The organism is Streptomyces mutomycini, from assembly GCF_001700505.1.
GTDB lineage: Bacteria > Actinomycetota > Actinomycetes > Streptomycetales > Streptomycetaceae > Streptomyces > Streptomyces mutomycini.
Genome location: NZ_MAPV01000081.1, coordinates 59552 through 77215, shown reverse-complemented (window position 1 = coordinate 77215; position 17664 = coordinate 59552). Strand labels below are relative to the sequence as shown.

General features: G+C 68.3%; 20 protein-coding genes and 1 pseudogene. 16 read left to right on the top strand and 5 right to left on the bottom strand.

Annotated features, from left to right (window positions below; genetic code table 11):
* The 4 genes and pseudogenes from BFF76_RS13030 to BFF76_RS13015 form a co-directional block, all read right to left on the bottom strand.
* A pseudogene (locus BFF76_RS13030) lies at window positions 1–706 on the bottom strand (hypothetical protein); the annotation flags it as partial.
* Between the two features lie 32 nt (window positions 707–738).
* Window positions 739–2961 (bottom strand): hypothetical protein, encoded by a 2223-nt coding sequence (locus BFF76_RS13025; RefSeq protein WP_065848255.1) that lies wholly within the window; start codon window positions 2959–2961, stop codon window positions 739–741.
* Window positions 2958–3863, bottom strand: coding sequence for a hypothetical protein (locus BFF76_RS13020; protein ID WP_244167270.1), 906 nt, complete (start codon window positions 3861–3863; stop codon window positions 2958–2960). The genes BFF76_RS13025 and BFF76_RS13020 overlap by 4 nt, the downstream gene beginning before the upstream one ends.
* Window positions 3864–3998: 135 nt before the next feature.
* On the bottom strand, window positions 3999–4715 hold the full coding sequence (locus tag BFF76_RS13015; RefSeq protein ID WP_031096348.1) for a Crp/Fnr family transcriptional regulator: 717 nt from the start codon (window positions 4713–4715) through the stop codon (window positions 3999–4001).
* 461 nt (window positions 4716–5176) lie between these two features.
* Between BFF76_RS13015 and rpsL the strand changes: the two genes are divergently transcribed.
* From rpsL to BFF76_RS12990, 5 genes are all read left to right on the top strand, one after another.
* Window positions 5177–5548: a 30S ribosomal protein S12 gene (rpsL, locus tag BFF76_RS13010; RefSeq protein ID WP_003948652.1), complete on the top strand. Its 372-nt coding sequence runs from the start codon at window positions 5177–5179 to the stop codon at window positions 5546–5548.
* A gap of 2 nt (window positions 5549–5550) precedes the next feature.
* Complete coding sequence (gene rpsG / locus BFF76_RS13005) at window positions 5551–6021, top strand: 30S ribosomal protein S7 (protein ID WP_014154599.1); 471 nt, start codon at window positions 5551–5553, stop codon at window positions 6019–6021.
* Window positions 6022–6059: 38 nt separating this feature from the next.
* Entirely contained in the window at window positions 6060–8189 is a 2130-nt protein-coding gene (gene fusA / locus BFF76_RS13000; protein ID WP_053930269.1) for an elongation factor G, read from the top strand.
* A gap of 158 nt (window positions 8190–8347) precedes the next feature.
* Window positions 8348–9541: an elongation factor Tu gene (tuf, locus tag BFF76_RS12995; RefSeq protein WP_031096351.1), complete on the top strand. Its 1194-nt coding sequence runs from the start codon at window positions 8348–8350 to the stop codon at window positions 9539–9541.
* Between the two features lie 200 nt (window positions 9542–9741).
* Window positions 9742–10938: a hypothetical protein gene (locus BFF76_RS12990; RefSeq protein ID WP_065848254.1), complete on the top strand. Its 1197-nt coding sequence runs from the start codon at window positions 9742–9744 to the stop codon at window positions 10936–10938.
* 58 nt (window positions 10939–10996) lie between these two features.
* Here the strand turns inward: BFF76_RS12990 and BFF76_RS12985 are convergent, their stop codons facing one another.
* Window positions 10997–11902: a hypothetical protein gene (locus BFF76_RS12985; protein ID WP_065848253.1), complete on the bottom strand. Its 906-nt coding sequence runs from the start codon at window positions 11900–11902 to the stop codon at window positions 10997–10999.
* 445 nt (window positions 11903–12347) lie between these two features.
* Here BFF76_RS12985 and rpsJ point away from each other — a divergent pair, with 445 nt between their 5' ends.
* The 11 genes from rpsJ to rpsQ are packed head-to-tail and all read left to right on the top strand — an operon-like array spanning window position 12348 to window position 17639.
* On the top strand, window positions 12348–12656 hold the full coding sequence (gene rpsJ / locus BFF76_RS12980; RefSeq protein ID WP_003948644.1) for a 30S ribosomal protein S10: 309 nt from the start codon (window positions 12348–12350) through the stop codon (window positions 12654–12656).
* A 14-nt stretch (window positions 12657–12670) separates the two neighbouring features.
* Window positions 12671–13315 (top strand): 50S ribosomal protein L3, encoded by a 645-nt coding sequence (rplC, locus tag BFF76_RS12975; RefSeq protein ID WP_014154591.1) that lies wholly within the window; start codon window positions 12671–12673, stop codon window positions 13313–13315.
* A 4-nt stretch (window positions 13316–13319) separates the two neighbouring features.
* Entirely contained in the window at window positions 13320–13970 is a 651-nt protein-coding gene (gene rplD / locus BFF76_RS12970) for a 50S ribosomal protein L4 (RefSeq protein ID WP_031096359.1), read from the top strand.
* Window positions 13970–14308 (top strand): 50S ribosomal protein L23, encoded by a 339-nt coding sequence (gene rplW, locus BFF76_RS12965; RefSeq protein WP_031096361.1) that lies wholly within the window; start codon window positions 13970–13972, stop codon window positions 14306–14308. The genes rplD and rplW overlap by 1 nt, the downstream gene beginning before the upstream one ends.
* 38 nt (window positions 14309–14346) lie before the next feature.
* Window positions 14347–15183 carry a 50S ribosomal protein L2 gene (gene rplB, locus BFF76_RS12960; protein WP_031096363.1) on the top strand — a complete coding sequence of 279 codons (837 nt, stop codon included), beginning with the start codon at window positions 14347–14349 and terminating at the stop codon, window positions 15181–15183.
* A gap of 12 nt (window positions 15184–15195) precedes the next feature.
* A complete protein-coding gene (gene rpsS, locus BFF76_RS12955) occupies window positions 15196–15477 on the top strand; it encodes a 30S ribosomal protein S19 (RefSeq protein WP_023539342.1) in 282 nt (93 codons plus the stop codon).
* Between the two features lie 42 nt (window positions 15478–15519).
* Window positions 15520–15867: a 50S ribosomal protein L22 gene (gene rplV / locus BFF76_RS12950; protein ID WP_026290933.1), complete on the top strand. Its 348-nt coding sequence runs from the start codon at window positions 15520–15522 to the stop codon at window positions 15865–15867.
* Window positions 15867–16706 (top strand): 30S ribosomal protein S3, encoded by an 840-nt coding sequence (gene rpsC / locus BFF76_RS12945; RefSeq protein ID WP_053930272.1) that lies wholly within the window; start codon window positions 15867–15869, stop codon window positions 16704–16706. The genes rplV and rpsC overlap by 1 nt, the downstream gene beginning before the upstream one ends.
* A gap of 5 nt (window positions 16707–16711) precedes the next feature.
* Window positions 16712–17131, top strand: a complete 420-nt coding sequence (rplP, locus tag BFF76_RS12940) for a 50S ribosomal protein L16 (RefSeq protein ID WP_014154587.1) — start codon at window positions 16712–16714, stop codon at window positions 17129–17131.
* Window positions 17131–17355 (top strand): 50S ribosomal protein L29, encoded by a 225-nt coding sequence (gene rpmC / locus BFF76_RS12935; protein WP_031096372.1) that lies wholly within the window; start codon window positions 17131–17133, stop codon window positions 17353–17355. Before rplP ends, rpmC begins: the two co-directional genes overlap by 1 nt.
* The gene (gene rpsQ / locus BFF76_RS12930; RefSeq protein WP_031096375.1) at window positions 17355–17639 is read left to right on the top strand and encodes a 30S ribosomal protein S17; all 285 of its coding nucleotides are present in this window, start codon (window positions 17355–17357) and stop codon (window positions 17637–17639) included. Before rpmC ends, rpsQ begins: the two co-directional genes overlap by 1 nt.
* Window positions 17640–17664: the final 25 nt, after the last annotated feature.

The window sequence follows — 17664 nt, the reverse complement described above, 5'->3', positions numbered from 1 at the left end:
CCGCCGCTCCCGTCAGCAGGAGGTCCTGCTGACGGGAGCGGCGGTCGACCTCCAGATCGATGTCCATGCCGCGCTGGGCGATGAGCACCTGCTCCGCGCTCTGGTGCTCGATGGCCTGCTTGCGCTTCTCATGGGCGATGTTGTCGTCGTCCCGGCGCACCCGCACGGTCCAGGTGACCAGGAGCCCGGCCGTCGCACCCAGCGCTCCCTGTGCCTCCACCGCCCGCAGCACCGCCTGTTCGGCCTCGGCGCTGCGGTGGACCGCGAACGCCCGGGTGACCGGCCGCGCGGCCTGCTGCAGTTCGCCGAGCAGGAGTTCGGGGACGTTGCGGTGCCCGCTCCTGACGAACACGTCCGGCTCCAGCACCTGCCAGGACAGGTCGACCGCCACCCCGAACTCGAACGCGTCGTTGTCGCTGGGCAGGGCCAGCTCCGCCCGCACCGGATGGACCCCCATGTCCACCTCGTAGACGGCGGTCCAGCGCCGGGTCGCCATGTCCGCGCGTACGGGGCGGCTGGGCGGCAGGAAGGTGTCGTACTCGCCCCTGGACGTGACGAACACCAGCGCGTGATCGACCTGGGTGACCGGCTTGCGGGTCACGTACTCGAAGCGTGTCAGCTGCCGCACGGTCAGCACCGGATCGGTCAGCTGCGTGTGGCGGTCGGCATTCTGCTGCCATTCGGGCGGACGGCGGAAGTCGGCCATCGGGACTCTTCTCCTTGACGGGTGCGAGTGGTTCAGCCGGGTTCGACGACGGTCAGCAGCCGGCCCGCGACCGGGGGCGGCGTCGTACCGCCGTCCTCGGCGGGCATCGTGCGCAGCAGATGGGCGAGCCGTCTGCGGTCGGTGTCGGTCTCGGCGAGGTCGGGCAGCAGGGCGGCCAGGGCCGCCTCGGCGCGGGGGGTACGGTCCGCGGCCCACGTCCATGTGCGCAGGACCGCGAGGGCGGCGTCCGTGTGGTGGCGGTCGCGCAGGGCGGCCGTCCACAGGTCCGTGAGGTCCCGGGCCTGCGGGGCGTGCGCCGCGGCCGCCACGGCGTACCACTCCAGCAGCGGGGCCGAGGGCGCCGCCGGATCGTCGTCCTCGGGGTGTCCGCACGCCGACAGGAAGGAACGCAGCGCGAGATCGCGCAGGGCCGGTTCGTCGCCCAGCCAGCCCCGCATCTCGGCGAGCACCTGCCCGCCGGCCGGGGAGAGCAGCAACAGGGCTACGGACGAGGCGAGTTCACCGATCTCCTCGGCGAGCCTGGCGCTGTCGCCACCGAGCCCGTCGCCCGCCGCGAAGTGCGTACGGGCGGCGGCGCGCAGGGCGTGCAGTGCCTCCGACGGATGGGCGGGGCCGATCAGGGCGTACGCGCGGATCGCCGTCCAGCGTTCCCTGCGGTCGCTGCCCGCACACCAACTACCCAAAATGCGGAGGATGTTGGGAGCACCGAGGAAGTGGGCCAGGGTGAGTGCGTTGACCGCGACGAGTCGCTGACGGTAGCGGCGCGACGTGGCCCAGTGGCTGATGACGAGCGCCATCGCGGACGGCAGGTCCGACGCGGCGAGCACGGCCGCGGTCGAGGCGGCGCGGGTCCGCACGAGCGGGCGTCCGTCATCGGCCAGCCTGTCCAGCCAGGCCACCAGGGCCGGGCGGGCCGACGGATGGCCGGTCCACACCTCACGCAGCAGTACGAGGGCCGTGCGGTCGTCGCGGTAGCGGGCCTTGCGCTGGGCGACCGGGCCCCACTCGGTCACCTCGTTCTCCTCGTACCGCTCGGCTCGCGCCCGGTTCAGCCGCCCGCTCGCGGCGTTGCCGAAGACCGGTACGCGGGGCGGTTCCCTGGGGTCCTCGGTCTTCTGGAGCAGCGCGTACAGCACATCGCTCAGCTCGGCGGTCAGGGCGTACGGAGCCTCGTTGAACGCGGCGAGCGAGACGAGGAACGCCTTGTCGGCGAGGGAGGCCGACGGATCGCCGAACCACTCCTCGACCTGGCTCTCCAGCGCCGCGAGCGAGAAGCGCTCCAGGTCCTGACCGGTGGCCCGGCCCAGGGCGACACGGGCCAGCAGCCGGGCGAAGGCGGCCACCTCGCGCAGCTGGTGGCCGCGATCGAGGAACTCCTTGACGGAGCCATGCTCCAGCAGTGCGACGGCGTCCGTTACGGGGCCCGCGGGACCTGTCGGCAGCGCAGCCAGGTGGGCCTCCAGGACGGCACGGGACCGCGGGGGCCGCCATTGCGCGACGGACACGTCGTCCAGCGCCGCGGCCGGATCGACGGTGATCACCAGATAGGCGTCCTGCTCGACCAGCCTCTCGCGCAGGGCCAGCAGGTGCGTGTCGCGCAGGGGCTGGTCGCGGCGCAGGGTGAGGTCGCAGAGCACATGGCCGCGGGCGCCGTCGAGCAGACCGGCCACTGCCGCGGGAGTGGTGTCGCGGTCGAGGGAGCGTACGGGGGTGGCGCCCAGCCGGTTCAGGAGCATCAGGGCGGCGGTGCGGCGGCCGGTGAAGTGCTGGCCGGAAAGCACCAGGACGCGCTCCGCCCGCAGCCGCTCCACGAGTCCGGCGAACGCCGACCCGTCCCCGCCGGGCACGAACAGGGCCGCCGTCCGGTCCAGACTGTCCTGCGGGACCAGGCCGGAGGTGTGCGTGTCACTGGACACCCCGAGCTGGTAGACCTCGGTCTTGCTGCCCATGATCACGTCGCCGACGACGTGCCCGCCGCTGACGCCGTGCTGGTCACGGCCGCTCAGCCCGCCCTCGAAGCGCGCCGACGCGCCGACCATGATGCCGGGGCTGTGCGCGTACAGGTCACGGCGCGCGCTCCAGGCGTCCTGCGGCTGTTCCGCCTCCTCCTGCGGGGCGTCGGACGCGGGGGAGGGCGCACCGTCCCCCGCCTTCGGCGCCTCGGGTGTGTCGGGAGCGGCGCCGGGGGAATCAGGGGCAGCGTCGGGCCGGGGGCCGGGAGGCTCCTGGCTCATCGCGGGGCACCGCCGTCCGTCGAGCCGTCCGCGTCGGTGGGGCTCGTGCCGCGGACGTCTCCGGGGCGTCCGTCGCCGGTGCTGCCGAGCACGACGTCCCCGCCCACGTGCCCGCCGCTCACGCCGTGCTGGTCACGGCCGGCCAGGCCGCCGGCGAAGGAGGGCGCGCCGCCGTGGAAGTGGAACACGGCGCCCCCCGCCGTCCCGGGCGCCGGGCCGCCGGAGGAGCCCCCGTCGGCCCCCTCCGGCGACCCGGCGGCGGCGCCCCCGTACGCCGCCTCCCCCGAGCCGGCCGCGGCGGCCCCGTACTCCGCCGCGGCCGTTCCCGCCCCTGGCACCGTGCCGTGCAACCAGGCCTTCATCGGGCCGTTCTTGCCGCTCACGGTGACGGGGCGGAACTCTTCCGGCACGATGCCGGGATGGCCGTGCCGCACGATCCCCCGGTGCACGTCCTCGGACACGCACAGCGCCAGATCGCCCGTGCGCTCGCGCAGCGCGGCCCGCAGTACGTCGCCGTCCAGCAGCCGGCAGGCGTGGTTCAGGTCGGAGCCCACCCAGCCGTTCCGCTCGTCGATCGCGACGTAGCCCGTGGCGAGAACGGCCCGCAGCCGGATCTGGGCGCTGCTCGACGCCATCCTGTTGACACCGTGCAGCTGTACGGGGGTCTCGGTCAGCAGCGCCCGCAGCAGTGCGGTCACCGAGGCGTTCGAGTCGATCAGCTCCATGACGGCGTCACCCCGGTCGGCCCGGATCCGCCGGTCCTCCCCGACCCCGGCCGCGGTGAGCGTGCGGTCGGCGATGTCGTAGAGCATGCGGCGCAGGTAGTTCTGCTCGATGTCGTCGCGGTCGCTGAAGCGCTCGATGTCGAACAGCAGGATGGTGCGGCTCACGGGATCGGTCATGGCTGCCTCTCGGTGATCTGCGAGTGGCAGCAGCCTGGGCCCGCCGGGACCGTACCGGTGAGGGCAGATGACCCACTGGAAGTGTGACCGTGTGTACATACGGCCGGAGCGGGGCCGGGGGTGACGAGCCCCCGGTCAGTCCGCGGGGTCCTGGGAACGGGCTATCCGGCGCAGGACGTCCGGCCGGAGGATCAGCAGGGTCCGCCTGCCGGTCGAAACCACCTGCCGGGCCCGCAGATCCCTGAGCAGCCGCTGCACCATCTCCCTGGACGCCCCGACGGAACCGGCCAGCTCCTGCTTGCTCAGCGGCACGGTGAGCTCGATGCCCTCCTGGGTGCGGACGCCGTGCGTGCGGGCCAGATCGAGCAGCAGTACGGCGAACCGCTCCCGCACCGTCAGCGAGGCGAACTCCAGCCGTCGGCGGTCGGCCGCCCTTGTGCGGTCGGAGGTCAGCCCGAGCAGGGTGAAGGACGCCGCGGGGGACCGGGACAGGTAGTCCCTGAAGAGGTCGTGCTCCACGGCCACCGCCTTGACCGGCTCCAGCGCGGTGACGGTGGCCGATCTCGCGCGGCCGGTCAGGGCGGACGACTCGCCGACGATGTCGCCGGGCCCGCGCAGGGCCAGGAGCGCCTCGTAGCCGTTCGCGGCGGAGGCGGTGACCTTGGTCCAGCCCTCGGTGATCAGCAGGACGTGGGAGGAAGGCTCCTGCTGGTGGATGAGCGCGGACCTCGTCCCGAAGCGGAGCACGCGGCCGAGCGCGAGGAGTGCGGTGCGCTCCGGGCGCTCCAGCCTGGCCAAAAAGGGGACGCGGTCGTCCAGCCCGTGCCCCCCCGGCGGTTCCAGCATGGTCATTCTGCCCCCCTGAGCATCACGCGCCGGCGGTCCCGCCCAGGCATGGACGGCCCGTTCCCGGCTCCCGCACCCGTCCTGCTGTCGCGGCAGCCGCCCCGGTGCGCCGCCCGCCGACGCAGCGGGCAGGTCAAACTACTGGCAGTGAGCGCCGCACGCAGGGAGAAAGCCGGTTTTGCTCGGCAGTGACCCGCCGCCGCGTCCCCGGTGCTCCTCGAGCGGTGCTCCGGGCCATTTGTTTTGACCCAGCTCCGTGAGGTAGGTACGCTCAAGCCTTGTGCCTGGGGTGTGCCTGGGCTCGGGTGCGTGTCCTCAACCGCATGGCGAGCTCGTAAGTGGTCACCGCAATCTGCGTACTTTCTGCCTTCCAGCAGGGGCGTGCAGTATTCGACACACCCGACCGCGTGGGTCGGTGACTGTTCCAGGTTAGTTTCACCGAACGGCACACAGAAACCGGAGAAGTAGTGCCTACGATCCAGCAGCTGGTCCGGAAGGGCCGGCAGGACAAGGTCGAGAAGAACAAGACGCCCGCGCTCGAGGGTTCGCCCCAGCGTCGTGGTGTCTGCACGCGTGTGTTCACGACCACCCCGAAGAAGCCGAACTCGGCGCTCCGTAAGGTCGCGCGTGTGCGTCTGACCTCCGGCATCGAGGTCACGGCCTACATCCCGGGTGAGGGACACAACCTGCAGGAGCACTCGATCGTGCTCGTGCGTGGCGGCCGTGTGAAGGACCTGCCGGGTGTTCGTTACAAGATCATCCGCGGTTCGCTCGACACCCAGGGTGTCAAGAACCGCAAGCAGGCCCGCAGCCGCTACGGCGCCAAGAAGGAGAAGTAAGAATGCCTCGTAAGGGCCCCGCCCCGAAGCGCCCGGTCATCATCGACCCGGTCTACAGCTCTCCTCTTGTCACCTCGCTGATCAACAAGATCCTCCTCGACGGCAAGCGTTCCACCGCCGAGCGGATCGTGTACGGCGCCATGGAAGGCCTCCGCGAGAAGACCGGCGCTGACCCGGTCATCACGCTGAAGCGCGCGCTTGAGAACGTCAAGCCCTCGCTCGAGGTCAAGTCCCGCCGTGTCGGTGGCGCCACCTACCAGGTGCCGATCGAGGTCAAGCCCGGTCGTGCCGCCACGCTCTCGCTGCGCTGGATCGTGGGTTACTCCCGCGCCCGTCGCGAGAAGACCATGACCGAGCGCCTCATGAACGAGCTGCTCGACGCCTCCAACGGTCTTGGCGCTGCCGTCAAGAAGCGCGAGGACACCCACAAGATGGCCGAGTCCAACAAGGCCTTCGCGCACTACCGCTGGTAGTCGCTACCCCCATCGAGACCGAGAGAAGATTGAGCCTTATGGCCACCACTTCGCTTGACCTGGCCAAGGTCCGCAACATCGGGATCATGGCCCACATCGACGCGGGCAAGACGACCACCACTGAGCGGATCCTCTTCTACACCGGCGTTTCGTACAAGATCGGTGAAGTCCACGACGGCGCAGCCACGATGGACTGGATGGAGCAGGAGCAGGAGCGCGGCATCACGATCACGTCCGCCGCGACGACCTGTCACTGGCCGCTCAATGATGTTGACCACACCATCAACATCATCGACACCCCCGGTCACGTCGACTTCACCGTCGAGGTGGAGCGTTCGCTCCGCGTCCTCGACGGTGCCGTCACCGTGTTCGACGGTGTGGCCGGCGTCGAGCCGCAGTCCGAGACCGTCTGGCGTCAGGCGGACCGCTACGGCGTGCCGCGTATCTGCTTCGTCAACAAGCTCGACCGCACCGGTGCCGACTTCCTCCGTTGTGTCGACATGATCGTCCAGCGCCTCGGCGCGGTCCCGATCGTCATGCAGCTCCCCATCGGTGCCGAGGCCGACTTCCGTGGTGTCGTCGACCTCGTGACGATGAAGGCCTTCGTGTACCCCGAAGAGGCCGTCAAGGGCGAGATGTACGACACCGTCGAGATCCCGGACAACCTCAAGGAGGCCGCCGAAGAATGGCGCGGCAAGCTCCTTGAGGCCGTCGCGGAGAACGACGACCAGATGATGGAGCTGTACCTGGAGGGTGTCGAGCCCACCCAGGACCAGCTGCACGAGGCGATCCGTCGGATCACCCTCGCGTCGAAGGGCACGGCCGACTCCGTCACCGTGACCCCCGTCTTCTGTGGCACCGCGTTCAAGAACAAGGGCGTTCAGCCCCTGCTCGACGCGGTCGTCCGCTACCTGCCTTCCCCCCTGGACGTCGAGGCCATCGAAGGCCACGACGTCAAGGACCCGGAGAAGGTCATCCGGCGGAAGCCCTCGGACGACGAGCCGTTCTCCGGCCTGGCGTTCAAGATCGCGAGCGACCCGCACCTCGGCAAGCTCACCTTCGTCCGGATCTACTCCGGTCGCCTCGAGGCCGGCACCGCGGTGCTGAACTCGGTCAAGGGCAAGAAGGAGCGCATCGGGAAGATCTACCGTATGCACGCGAACAAGCGTGAGGAGATCCCCTCGGTGGGCGCCGGTGACATCGTCGCCGTCATGGGCCTGAAGCAGACCACCACGGGTGAGACGCTGTCCGACGACAAGAACCCGGTGATCCTGGAGTCCATGGACTTCCCGGCGCCGGTCATTCAGGTCGCCATCGAGCCCAAGTCCAAGGGTGACCAGGAGAAGCTGGGTGTCGCCATCCAGCGCCTCTCGGAGGAGGACCCCTCCTTCCAGGTGCACTCCGACGAGGAGACCGGCCAGACCATCATCGGTGGTATGGGCGAGCTCCACCTCGAGGTGCTCGTCGACCGCATGAAGCGCGAGTTCCGCGTCGAGGCGAACGTCGGCAAGCCCCAGGTCGCTTACCGCGAGACGATCCGCAAGACCGTCGAGCGCATCGACTACACGCACAAGAAGCAGACTGGTGGTACCGGCCAGTTCGCGAAGGTGCAGATCGCCCTCGAGCCCATCGAGGGTGGCGACGCCTCCTACGAGTTCGTCAACAAGGTCACCGGTGGCCGCATCCCCCGTGAGTACATTCCCTCGGTGGACGCGGGTGCCCAGGAAGCCATGCAGTTCGGCATCCTGGCCGGTTACGAGATGGTCGGCGTCCGCGTCACCCTTCTCGACGGTGGTTACCACGAGGTCGACTCCTCGGAGCTCGCCTTCAAGATCGCCGGTTCGCAGGCGTTCAAGGAGGGTGCCCGCAAGGCGTCCCCCGTGCTCCTCGAGCCGATGATGGCCGTCGAGGTCACCACGCCCGAGGACTACATGGGCGATGTCATCGGCGACCTCAACTCCCGCCGTGGCCAGATTCAGGCCATGGAGGAGCGCAGCGGCGCTCGCGTCGTGAAGGGCCTCGTGCCCCTCTCGGAGATGTTCGGCTACGTCGGAGACCTCCGCAGCAAGACCTCGGGTCGCGCAAGCTACTCGATGCAGTTCGACTCCTACGCCGAGGTTCCGCGGAACGTCGCCGAGGAGATCATCGCGAAGGCCAAGGGCGAGTAACTCTTCCGAGTCCACGCTTTAGGCTTGTCACCGGAGCCCGGTCGGGCATTCGTCGCAGCGCGCAAGCAGCGCGGCGAATGCCCCCGGCACCGGCATTCCAGCAAAGATCACCTGGCGCCGATGAAGCAAGGCGTACAGAACCACTCAGGAGGACCCCAGTGGCGAAGGCAAAGTTCGAGCGGACTAAGCCGCACGTCAACATCGGCACCATCGGTCACATCGACCACGGTAAGACGACCCTCACGGCCGCCATTACCAAGGTGCTGCACGACGCGTACCCGGACCTGAACGAGGCCTCGGCCTTCGACCAGATCGACAAGGCTCCTGAAGAGCGCCAGCGCGGTATCACCATCTCGATCGCGCACGTCGAGTACCAGACGGAGTCGCGTCACTACGCGCACGTCGACTGCCCGGGTCACGCCGACTACATCAAGAACATGATCACGGGTGCGGCGCAGATGGACGGCGCCATCCTCGTGGTCGCGGCCACCGACGGCCCGATGCCGCAGACCAAGGAGCACGTGCTCCTGGCCCGCCAGGTAGGCGTGCCGTACATCGTCGTCGCGCTGAACAAGGCCGACATGGTGGACGACGAGGAGATCCTGGAGCTCGTCGAGCTCGAGGTTCGTGAGCTCCTCTCCGAGTACGAGTTCCCGGGCGACGACCTTCCGGTCGTCAAGGTCTCGGCGCTCAAGGCCCTCGAGGGCGACGCCGAGTGGGGCAAGACCGTTCTCGACCTGATGAAGGCCGTCGACGAGTCCATCCCGCAGCCCGAGCGCGACGTCGAGAAGCCGTTCCTCATGCCCATCGAGGACGTCTTCACGATCACCGGTCGCGGTACGGTCGTCACCGGCCGCATCGAGCGTGGTGTCCTGAAGGTCAACGAGACCGTCGACATCGTCGGTATCAAGACCGAGAAGACCACCACCACGGTCACCGGCATCGAGATGTTCCGCAAGCTGCTCGACGAGGGCCAGGCCGGTGAGAACGTCGGTCTGCTCCTCCGTGGCATCAAGCGCGAGGACGTCGAGCGCGGCCAGGTCATCATCAAGCCGGGTTCGGTCACGCCGCACACCGACTTCCAGGCCCAGGCCTACATCCTGTCGAAGGACGAGGGTGGCCGTCACACCCCCTTCTTCAACAACTACCGCCCGCAGTTCTACTTCCGTACCACGGACGTGACGGGCGTTGTGACCCTTCCCGAGGGCACCGAGATGGTCATGCCGGGTGACAACACCCTCATGGACGTCGCGCTGATCCAGCCGGTCGCCATGGAAGAGGGCCTGAAGTTCGCCATCCGTGAGGGTGGCCGGACCGTGGGCGCCGGCCAGGTCACCAAGATCATCAAGTAGTCACTTGATCGTCTGACCTGGTTGCTCCGCACAAGAGCACCAGAAGGGCCCCGTACCTCTCGTGAGAGAGGTGCGGGGCCCTTCGCCGTGTGCGGTTGAGGCCGTCACAAGATCATTACGGAATGGCCGTTCCGCTTGTTCGCCGCCGGGGCTCGCACGACAGTGCGAGGACGGCATCGGCGGGGGAGTGGGACAGCGCAGTGAGTACGAGTACGCCATCGGAAAGGCACCCCGACCGCGAGGACGGCACACCGTCGGTGTCGGACGAGCAGTGGTCGGAGCTGTTGCGGCAGGCCGAGAGCGGCGGGGCCGGGGCGCCGAAGGAACCCTCGGCGCGCGCCCGTATGGTCACCGCGCGTCTGCGCGCGCTGGACGAGGGCGCGGCCCGGGCCCAGGGTGCCGGCCGCCGCTGGGGAAGGAAGCCCAAGCAGGTGGAGCCGTGGCAGCCGGACGGCTGGCGCACAGGACCCGCCTGGCAGCAGACGAACGGCCGCATGCGGAAACGGCGGCGTCTCGCCGGCATCCTCGGGTTCGTCGCGGTGATCGGGGTCCTGGTGGTCGCCATGCGGCCGAGCCTGGTGACGGACCACCTTCCGGGGGGCGGCGACTTCGTCGACACCACTCCTCTGGCCGCGGAGACCGCGCCGCCGACCGCCGCACCCTCCTCCGACGAGCCCGACCCCGGACGGCCGACCCCGGAAGAGCCCTTCCGGGGTTCGCCCGCGCTCCGCTGGGCGGACGGGGAGGCAGGCATCGAGACCCCGGAGGCCAGGGCGGTCGGAGGGGCGAGCAAGCAGGAGGTCGAGCAGGCCCTACGGGCCACCCGGCAGCTGCTCGTCGCTGCCAACCTCGATCCGGCCACCCTGCGTGGCGAGAAGCCCCGAGAGGCGCTGGAGCTGCTGGACCCCCTGCAGCCGGACGTGCGCGAGCGGCTGGAGCGGTCACTCGCGGAGCCCGGCGAGAAACAGGACCCGCTGATGATGTTCAGCCGGTTCGACCCGGACGAGGCGTGGCTGGTGGGGGACGTCGTCAAGACGCGGGGGCGGATGACCTTCGGAGCGGGCCCCGCCGGCTCCGTCGAGGTGCACGCCGACTACACCTTCGTCTACCCGTTGGTGAAGCCGGGCGGCGACGAGGTGGCACGCACGATCGTGCGTCGGCGGCTGACGACGGCGCTGCCTGACCCGGAGCGGTTCGTGGCCACGAGGGGCAAGCTCTCGGTGGTGAGCTCCGAGCAGAATTTCGGCAACACCGCCTGCGAGGTGAACGACGGCTTCCTGCACCCGGCCTTCCCGAGCGACAGCCCGGAACCGAGGACGACCGGGCCGGACGTGGACCCCTACGACCGCAGCGAGTGGCAGCCCGACGATTCCTGCGGCACGGTCACGCGTACCTGAGCCTGGCGGCCTCCGGGGCCCGTCCCCCGGCCGGGGAGCCGGGAGACGGGGGAACCTGTCACGCCTGGTCGGGGCGGAGTCCCGCCTCGGTGAAGATGTCCTCGGCGGAGGTGACGGTGACGGCGCGGCTGAACCACTGGTCCAGAAGCCCGGTGTCACGGCAGCCCTCGATCTTCTCGCGGGCCTCGGCGGGTACGTCGACGCCGCGCAGTTCGAGCATCTGGAGCAGGCTCCTCGCCTGGCCCTCTGCCCGGCCTTCTTCCCGGCCTTCGTCCCGGATTTCTTCCGAGAGGGGAGAAACGTAGAAAGAGAGGTCCACAGCCACCAGATTCCTCCACTGTTGGGCGGCCGGACGGTTGCCCAGGCCTTGCGCGGTCAGCTCGATGATGGGGTTGGCGATCGTCTCCGGTGTGTCCCGCAGCGCGGTGGACGGCGACTTCAGTATGGCACCGACGTCCGGATTGTCGGCGTGTGTGATGGCGGAGAGGGCAGCGAGTGCGAGGTCTTTACGGGCTTCGGCCACGTCCGTGACGAACGGGATGTTGTGCGGTCCTGCGACGAGCGGGTGCAGGGTGAGCACAGGCCATTGGGCCGCGCCGAGTCGCACCGGACGGGCCGCCCATTCGGCGGTGGCACGGTCCTGGCAGACGACCAGCAGCGTGGTGGGCAGCCGGTACTTCGCCAGCAGGTAGGAGAAGTAGTACGCCCAGCTCGCGTGCTTGTCGGGATCTCTTCTGCCCTGAGCCTCGACAGCGAGCAGAAAGGGCCCGTCGTGTTCCGTTTCGATGCGCAGAAGGGTGTCGACCCGGCGTTCGAGAGGCTGGTTCTCCGTGAGGTCGTTGCAGATGACGTTCGCAGTGGTGGACTCGGGAAAGGCGGCGCCGAGCATGTCGGAGACGCGGGAGAAGAGACCCGGGTACTTCTGGAAGATGCGGTGCATTGCCTCGTGAGGCGCGTTGGCCATGCAGGTTCCGTTCGGGGGGCGGGCACGACCGCACGGCTCCTCAAAGGGTGCCTGCGTTTGAGTGGTCCCTCACAGGGGGTAAGATCCCGGGCCCGATTGGCCAGGCCCCTCGGCCGTATGGCACACTAGCCAGGTTGCTCGGTTGAGTGTCAATGCTGCGCGCCTCCCGCCGGGAGGACCGGAAGCGAGTCCCACAGTACTCGTCGATCCCCAGGGTCGGACGTACGGGAATCTTCCGGGAAGTGTCAGTGGGGCGCTGACCAGGCACCCGGTGGGGTTTCGCCCCCGGCAGCGCGGTTTCGGCCCGCACCCCCTTGGTTGGGAAATCCTTCGGGAGATCTTCGTAGAGGGGATGCGACACGCCCGACCGCGTGGGTCGGAGGCGGAGGTTATGAGAACTCCCGGGTCCCAGAGCGTTTATTGAGAGACAGGACTACTAGTAGCCATGGCGGGACAGAAGATCCGCATCCGGCTCAAGGCCTACGACCACGAGGTCATCGACTCCTCGGCGAAGAAGATCGTCGAGACGGTGACCCGCACTGGTGCGTCGGTCGCAGGCCCGGTGCCGCTGCCCACTGAGAAGAACGTGTACTGCGTCATCAAGTCGCCGCACAAGTACAAGGACTCTCGCGAGCACTTCGAGATGCGCACGCACAAGCGCCTCATCGACATTCTCGACCCCACGCCGAAGACGGTTGACTCGCTGATGCGCCTCGACCTGCCGGCTGGCGTCGACATCGAGATCAAGCTCTGAAGGGACGGGCCGAGATGAGCAAGAACATCAAGGGCGTCCTGGGCGAGAAGCTCGGCATGACCCAGGTCTGGGACGAGAACAACCGGGTTGTCCCGGTGACCGTCGTCAAGGCCGGTCCGTGCGTCGTGACGCAGGTCCGTACGAACGACAGCGACGGCTACGAGTCGGTCCAGATCGCCTTCGGCGAGATCGACCCGCGCAAGGTGAACAAGCCCCTCAAGGGCCACTTCGCCAAGGCCGACGTGACCCCGCGCCGCCACCTGGTGGAGCTCCGCACCCCTGACGCCAGCGAGTACACGCTGGGCCAGGAGGTCACTGCCGAGGTGTTCGAGTCCGGCGTCAAGGTTGACGTCACGGGCAAGAGCAAGGGCAAGGGCTTCGCCGGTGTCATGAAGCGTCACAACTTCAAGGGCCTCGGCGCCGGCCACGGCGTCCAGCGCAAGCACCGTTCCCCCGGTTCGATCGGTGGCTGCGCCACCCCTGGGCGTGTCTTCAAGGGCATGCGCATGGCCGGTCGCATGGGTAACGAGCGCGTCACCACCCAGAACCTGACCATCCACGCGGTTGACGCGGAGAAGGGTCTGCTGCTCATCAAGGGCGCGGTCCCCGGTCCGAACGGCGGCCTCGTCCTGGTCCGTACCGCGGCCAAGGGGGCTTGAGGTAATGAGCACCATTGACATCCTTTCGCCGGCAGGCGACAAGGCCGGTACCGTCGAGCTCCCCTCGGAGATCTTCGACGCGAAGACCAGCGTTCCGCTGATCCACCAGGTCGTTGTCGCACAGCTGGCAGCTGCCCGTCAGGGCACGCACAAGACCAAGCGTCGCGGCGAAGTCCGTGGTGGTGGCCGCAAGCCGTACCGCCAGAAGGGCACCGGCCGCGCCCGCCAGGGTTCGACCCGCGCGCCGCAGTTCGCAGGCGGTGGCGTCGTCCACGGCCCGCAGCCGCGCGACTACTCGCAGCGCACCCCGAAGAAGATGAAGGCCGCCGCCCTGCGCGGTGCCCTCTCCGACCGGGCGCGTCACTCCCGCATCCACGTCGTCACCGGCGTGGTCGAGGGTGGAGTTTCCACGAAGGCCGCCAAGACGCTGTTCGGCAAGATCTCGGAGCGCTCCAACCTGCTCCTGGTCGTCGACCGCGCCGACGAGGCCGCGTGGCTGTCCGCACGCAACCTGCCCCAGGTGCACATCCTGGAGCCGGGCCAGCTGAACACGTACGACGTGATCGTCTCTGACGACGTGGTCTTCACCCAGGCCGCTTTCGAGTCCTTCGTGTCTGGCCCCCAGACCGCTGAGACCGAAGGGAGCGACGCCTGATGAGCGAGGCGACCGTTACCAGCTCGACCATCACGAGCAAGACCTACTCGGACCCGCGCGACGTTCTCGTCAAGCCGGTCGTGTCCGAGAAGAGCTACGCGCTGCTCGACGAGAACAAGTACACGTTCATCGTCGCGCCGGGCTCCAACAAGACCCAGATCAAGCAGGCCGTGGAAGCGGTCTTCTCGGTCAAGGTCACCGGGGTCAACACGATCAACCGGCAGGGTAAGCGCAAGCGGACCAAGACCGGCTTCGGCAAGCGCGCTGACACCAAGCGCGCCATCGTGACCCTCGCCGAGGGCGACCGTATCGACATCTTCGGCGGCCCGACCTCCTAACGGAGTCGAGTCGTCCGGAATCGGACGAGGACTGAGAAATGGGTATCCGCAAGTACAAGCCGACGACCCCGGGCCGTCGTGGCTCCAGCGTCGCCGACTTTGTCGAGATCACGCGGTCCACGCCGGAGAAGTCGCTGGTCCGCCCCCTGCACAGCAAGGGCGGCCGTAACAACGCCGGTCGTGTGACCGTTCGCCACCAGGGCGGTGGCCACAAGCGCGCCTACCGAGTGATCGACTTCCGTCGTCACGACAAGGACGGCGTGCCGGCCAAGGTCGCGCACATCGAGTACGACCCGAACCGCACCGCGCGCATCGCGCTGCTGCACTACGCGGACGGCGAGAAGCGTTACATCGTCGCCCCCCGTGGCCTGTCGCAGGGTGACCGCATCGAGAACGGTCCGACCGCAGACATCAAGCCCGGCAACAACCTGGCGCTGCGCAACATCCCGGTCGGTACGACCATCCACGCCATCGAGCTGCGGCCCGGCGGCGGCGCGAAGTTCGCCCGTTCCGCTGGTGCCTCCGTGCAGCTGCTGGCGAAGGAGGGCACGATGGCCCACCTTCGTATGCCTTCCGGGGAGATCCGGCTGGTCGACGCACGCTGCCGCGCCACCATCGGTGAGGTCGGCAACGCCGAGCAGTCGAACATCAACTGGGGCAAGGCCGGCCGCATGCGCTGGAAGGGCGTTCGCCCGACCGTCCGCGGTGTCGCGATGAACCCGGTTGACCACCCGCACGGTGGTGGTGAAGGCAAGACCTCCGGTGGACGTCACCCGGTCTCGCCGTGGGGTCAGAAGGAGGGTCGTACTCGCTCGCCGAAGAAGGCATCGAGCAAGTACATCGTCCGCCGCCGCAAGACGAACAAGAAGCGCTAGGAGCGGGTTTAGATGCCGCGCAGTCTCAAGAAGGGGCCCTTCGTCGACGGCCACCTCATCAAGAAGGTGGACGTACAGAACGAGGCAGGCACCAAGAACGTCATCAAGACCTGGTCCCGTCGCTCGATGATCATCCCGGCCATGCTGGGTCACACCATCGCGGTGCACAACGGCAAGATCCACGTCCCGGTGTTCGTCACCGAGTCGATGGTCGGCCACAAGCTCGGCGAGTTCTCGCCGACTCGCACCTTCCGCGGCCACGTCAAGGACGACCGGAAGTCGAAGCGCCGCTAGCGCGGGGTGGAAACGACTATGACTCACACCGAAGGGACAACCATGGAAGCCAGGGCCCAGGCGCGGTACATCCGCGTCACGCCCATGAAGGCCCGCCGAGTGGTGGACCTCATCCGTGGCATGGATGCCACGGAGGCTCAGGCGGTCCTGCGTTTCGCCCCGCAGGCCGCGAGCGTGCCGGTTGGCAAGGTGCTTGACAGCGCCATCGCCAACGCTGCACACAACTACGACCACCCTGACGCCTCTTCGCTGGTCATCAGCGAGGCGTACGTGGACGAGGGCCCGACCCTGAAGCGGTTCCGTCCGCGTGCTCAGGGCCGTGCCTACCGGATCCGTAAGCGGACCAGCCACATCACCGTGGTCGTCAGCAGCAAGGAAGGAACCCGGTAATGGGCCAGAAGGTAAACCCGCACGGGTTCCGGCTCGGCATTACCACGGACTTCAAGTCCCGTTGGTACGCCGACAAGCTGTACAAGGACTACGTCAAGGAAGACGTCGCCATTCGTCGCATGATGACGAAGGGCATGGAGCGGGCCGGCATCTCGAAGGTCGAGATCGAGCGCACCCGTGACCGCGTCCGCGTTGACATCCACACCGCCCGCCCGGGCATCGTCATCGGTCGCCGTGGCGCCGAGGCCGACCGCATCCGTGGCGAGCTGGAGAAGCTGACCGGCAAGCAGGTCCAGCTGAACATCCTCGAGGTCAAGAACCCCGAGGTGGACGCTCAGCTGGTGGCCCAGGCCGTCGCCGAGCAGCTCTCCTCCCGCGTCTCCTTCCGTCGTGCCATGCGCAAGAGCATGCAGAGCACGATGAAGGCCGGCGCCAAGGGCATCAAGATCCAGTGCGGTGGCCGCCTCGGCGGCGCCGAGATGTCCCGCTCGGAGTTCTACCGCGAGGGCCGCGTGCCCCTGCACACGCTCCGTGCGAACGTCGACTACGGCTTCTTCGAGGCCAAGACGACCTTCGGCCGCATCGGCGTGAAGGTCTGGATCTACAAGGGCGACGTCAAGAACATCGCCGAGGTCCGCGCCGAGAACGCAGCGGCTCGTGCCGGCAACCGTCCGGCTCGTGGCGGCGCTGACCGCCCGGCCGGCCGTGGTGGCCGTAGTGGCGAGCGTGGCGGTCGTGGCGGCCGCAAGCCGCAGCAGTCCGCGCCGGCAGCAGAGGCCCCCAAGGCCGACGCTCCCGCCGCCGCTGCTCCGGCTGAGAGCACCGGAACGGAGGCCTGACCGAAATGCTGATCCCCCGTAGGGTCAAGCACCGCAAGCAGCACCACCCGAAGCGCAGCGGTATGTCCAAGGGTGGCACGCAGGTTGCGTTCGGCGAGTACGGCATCCAGGCGCTGTCCCCGGCGTACGTGACGAACCGCCAGATCGAGGCAGCTCGTATCGCGATGACCCGCCACATCAAGCGTGGCGGCAAGGTCTGGATCAACATCTACCCGGACCGCCCCCTGACGAAGAAGCCTGCCGAGACCCGCATGGGTTCCGGTAAGGGTTCTCCCGAGTGGTGGATCGCGAACGTCAAGCCCGGTCGGGTGATGTTCGAGCTGTCCTACCCGAACGAGAAGATTGCTCGTGAGGCGCTCACCCGCGCTGCTCACAAGCTTCCGATGAAGTGCCGGATCGTTCGGCGCGAGGCAGGTGAGTCGTGATGTCGGCCGGTACCAAGGCGTCCGAGCTGCGCGAGCTGGGCAACGAGGAGCTCCTCAACAAGCTCCGCGAGGCCAAGGAAGAGCTGTTCAACCTCCGCTTCCAGGCGGCGACCGGACAGCTCGAGAACCACGGTCGGCTCAAGTCCGTCCGTAAGGACATCGCCCGGGTCTACACCCTGATGCGCGAGCGCGAGCTGGGCATCGAGACGGTGGAGAGCGTCTGATGAGCGAGAAGACTGTGACTGAGACCAACACTGACCGCGGTTTCCGCAAGACCCGTGAGGGTCTGGTCGTCAGCGACAAGATGGACAAGACCGTCGTCGTCGCTGTCGAGGACCGCGTCAAGCACGCGCTGTACGGCAAGGTCATCCGCCGTACCAACAAGCTCAAGGCCCACGACGAGCAGAACGCTGCAGGCGTCGGCGACCGCGTCATCATCATGGAGACGCGTCCGCTGTCCGCCACGAAGCGCTGGCGCATCGTCGAGATCCTCGAGAAGGCCAAGTAATCCCTGAGGGAATCTCCCCTCAGGC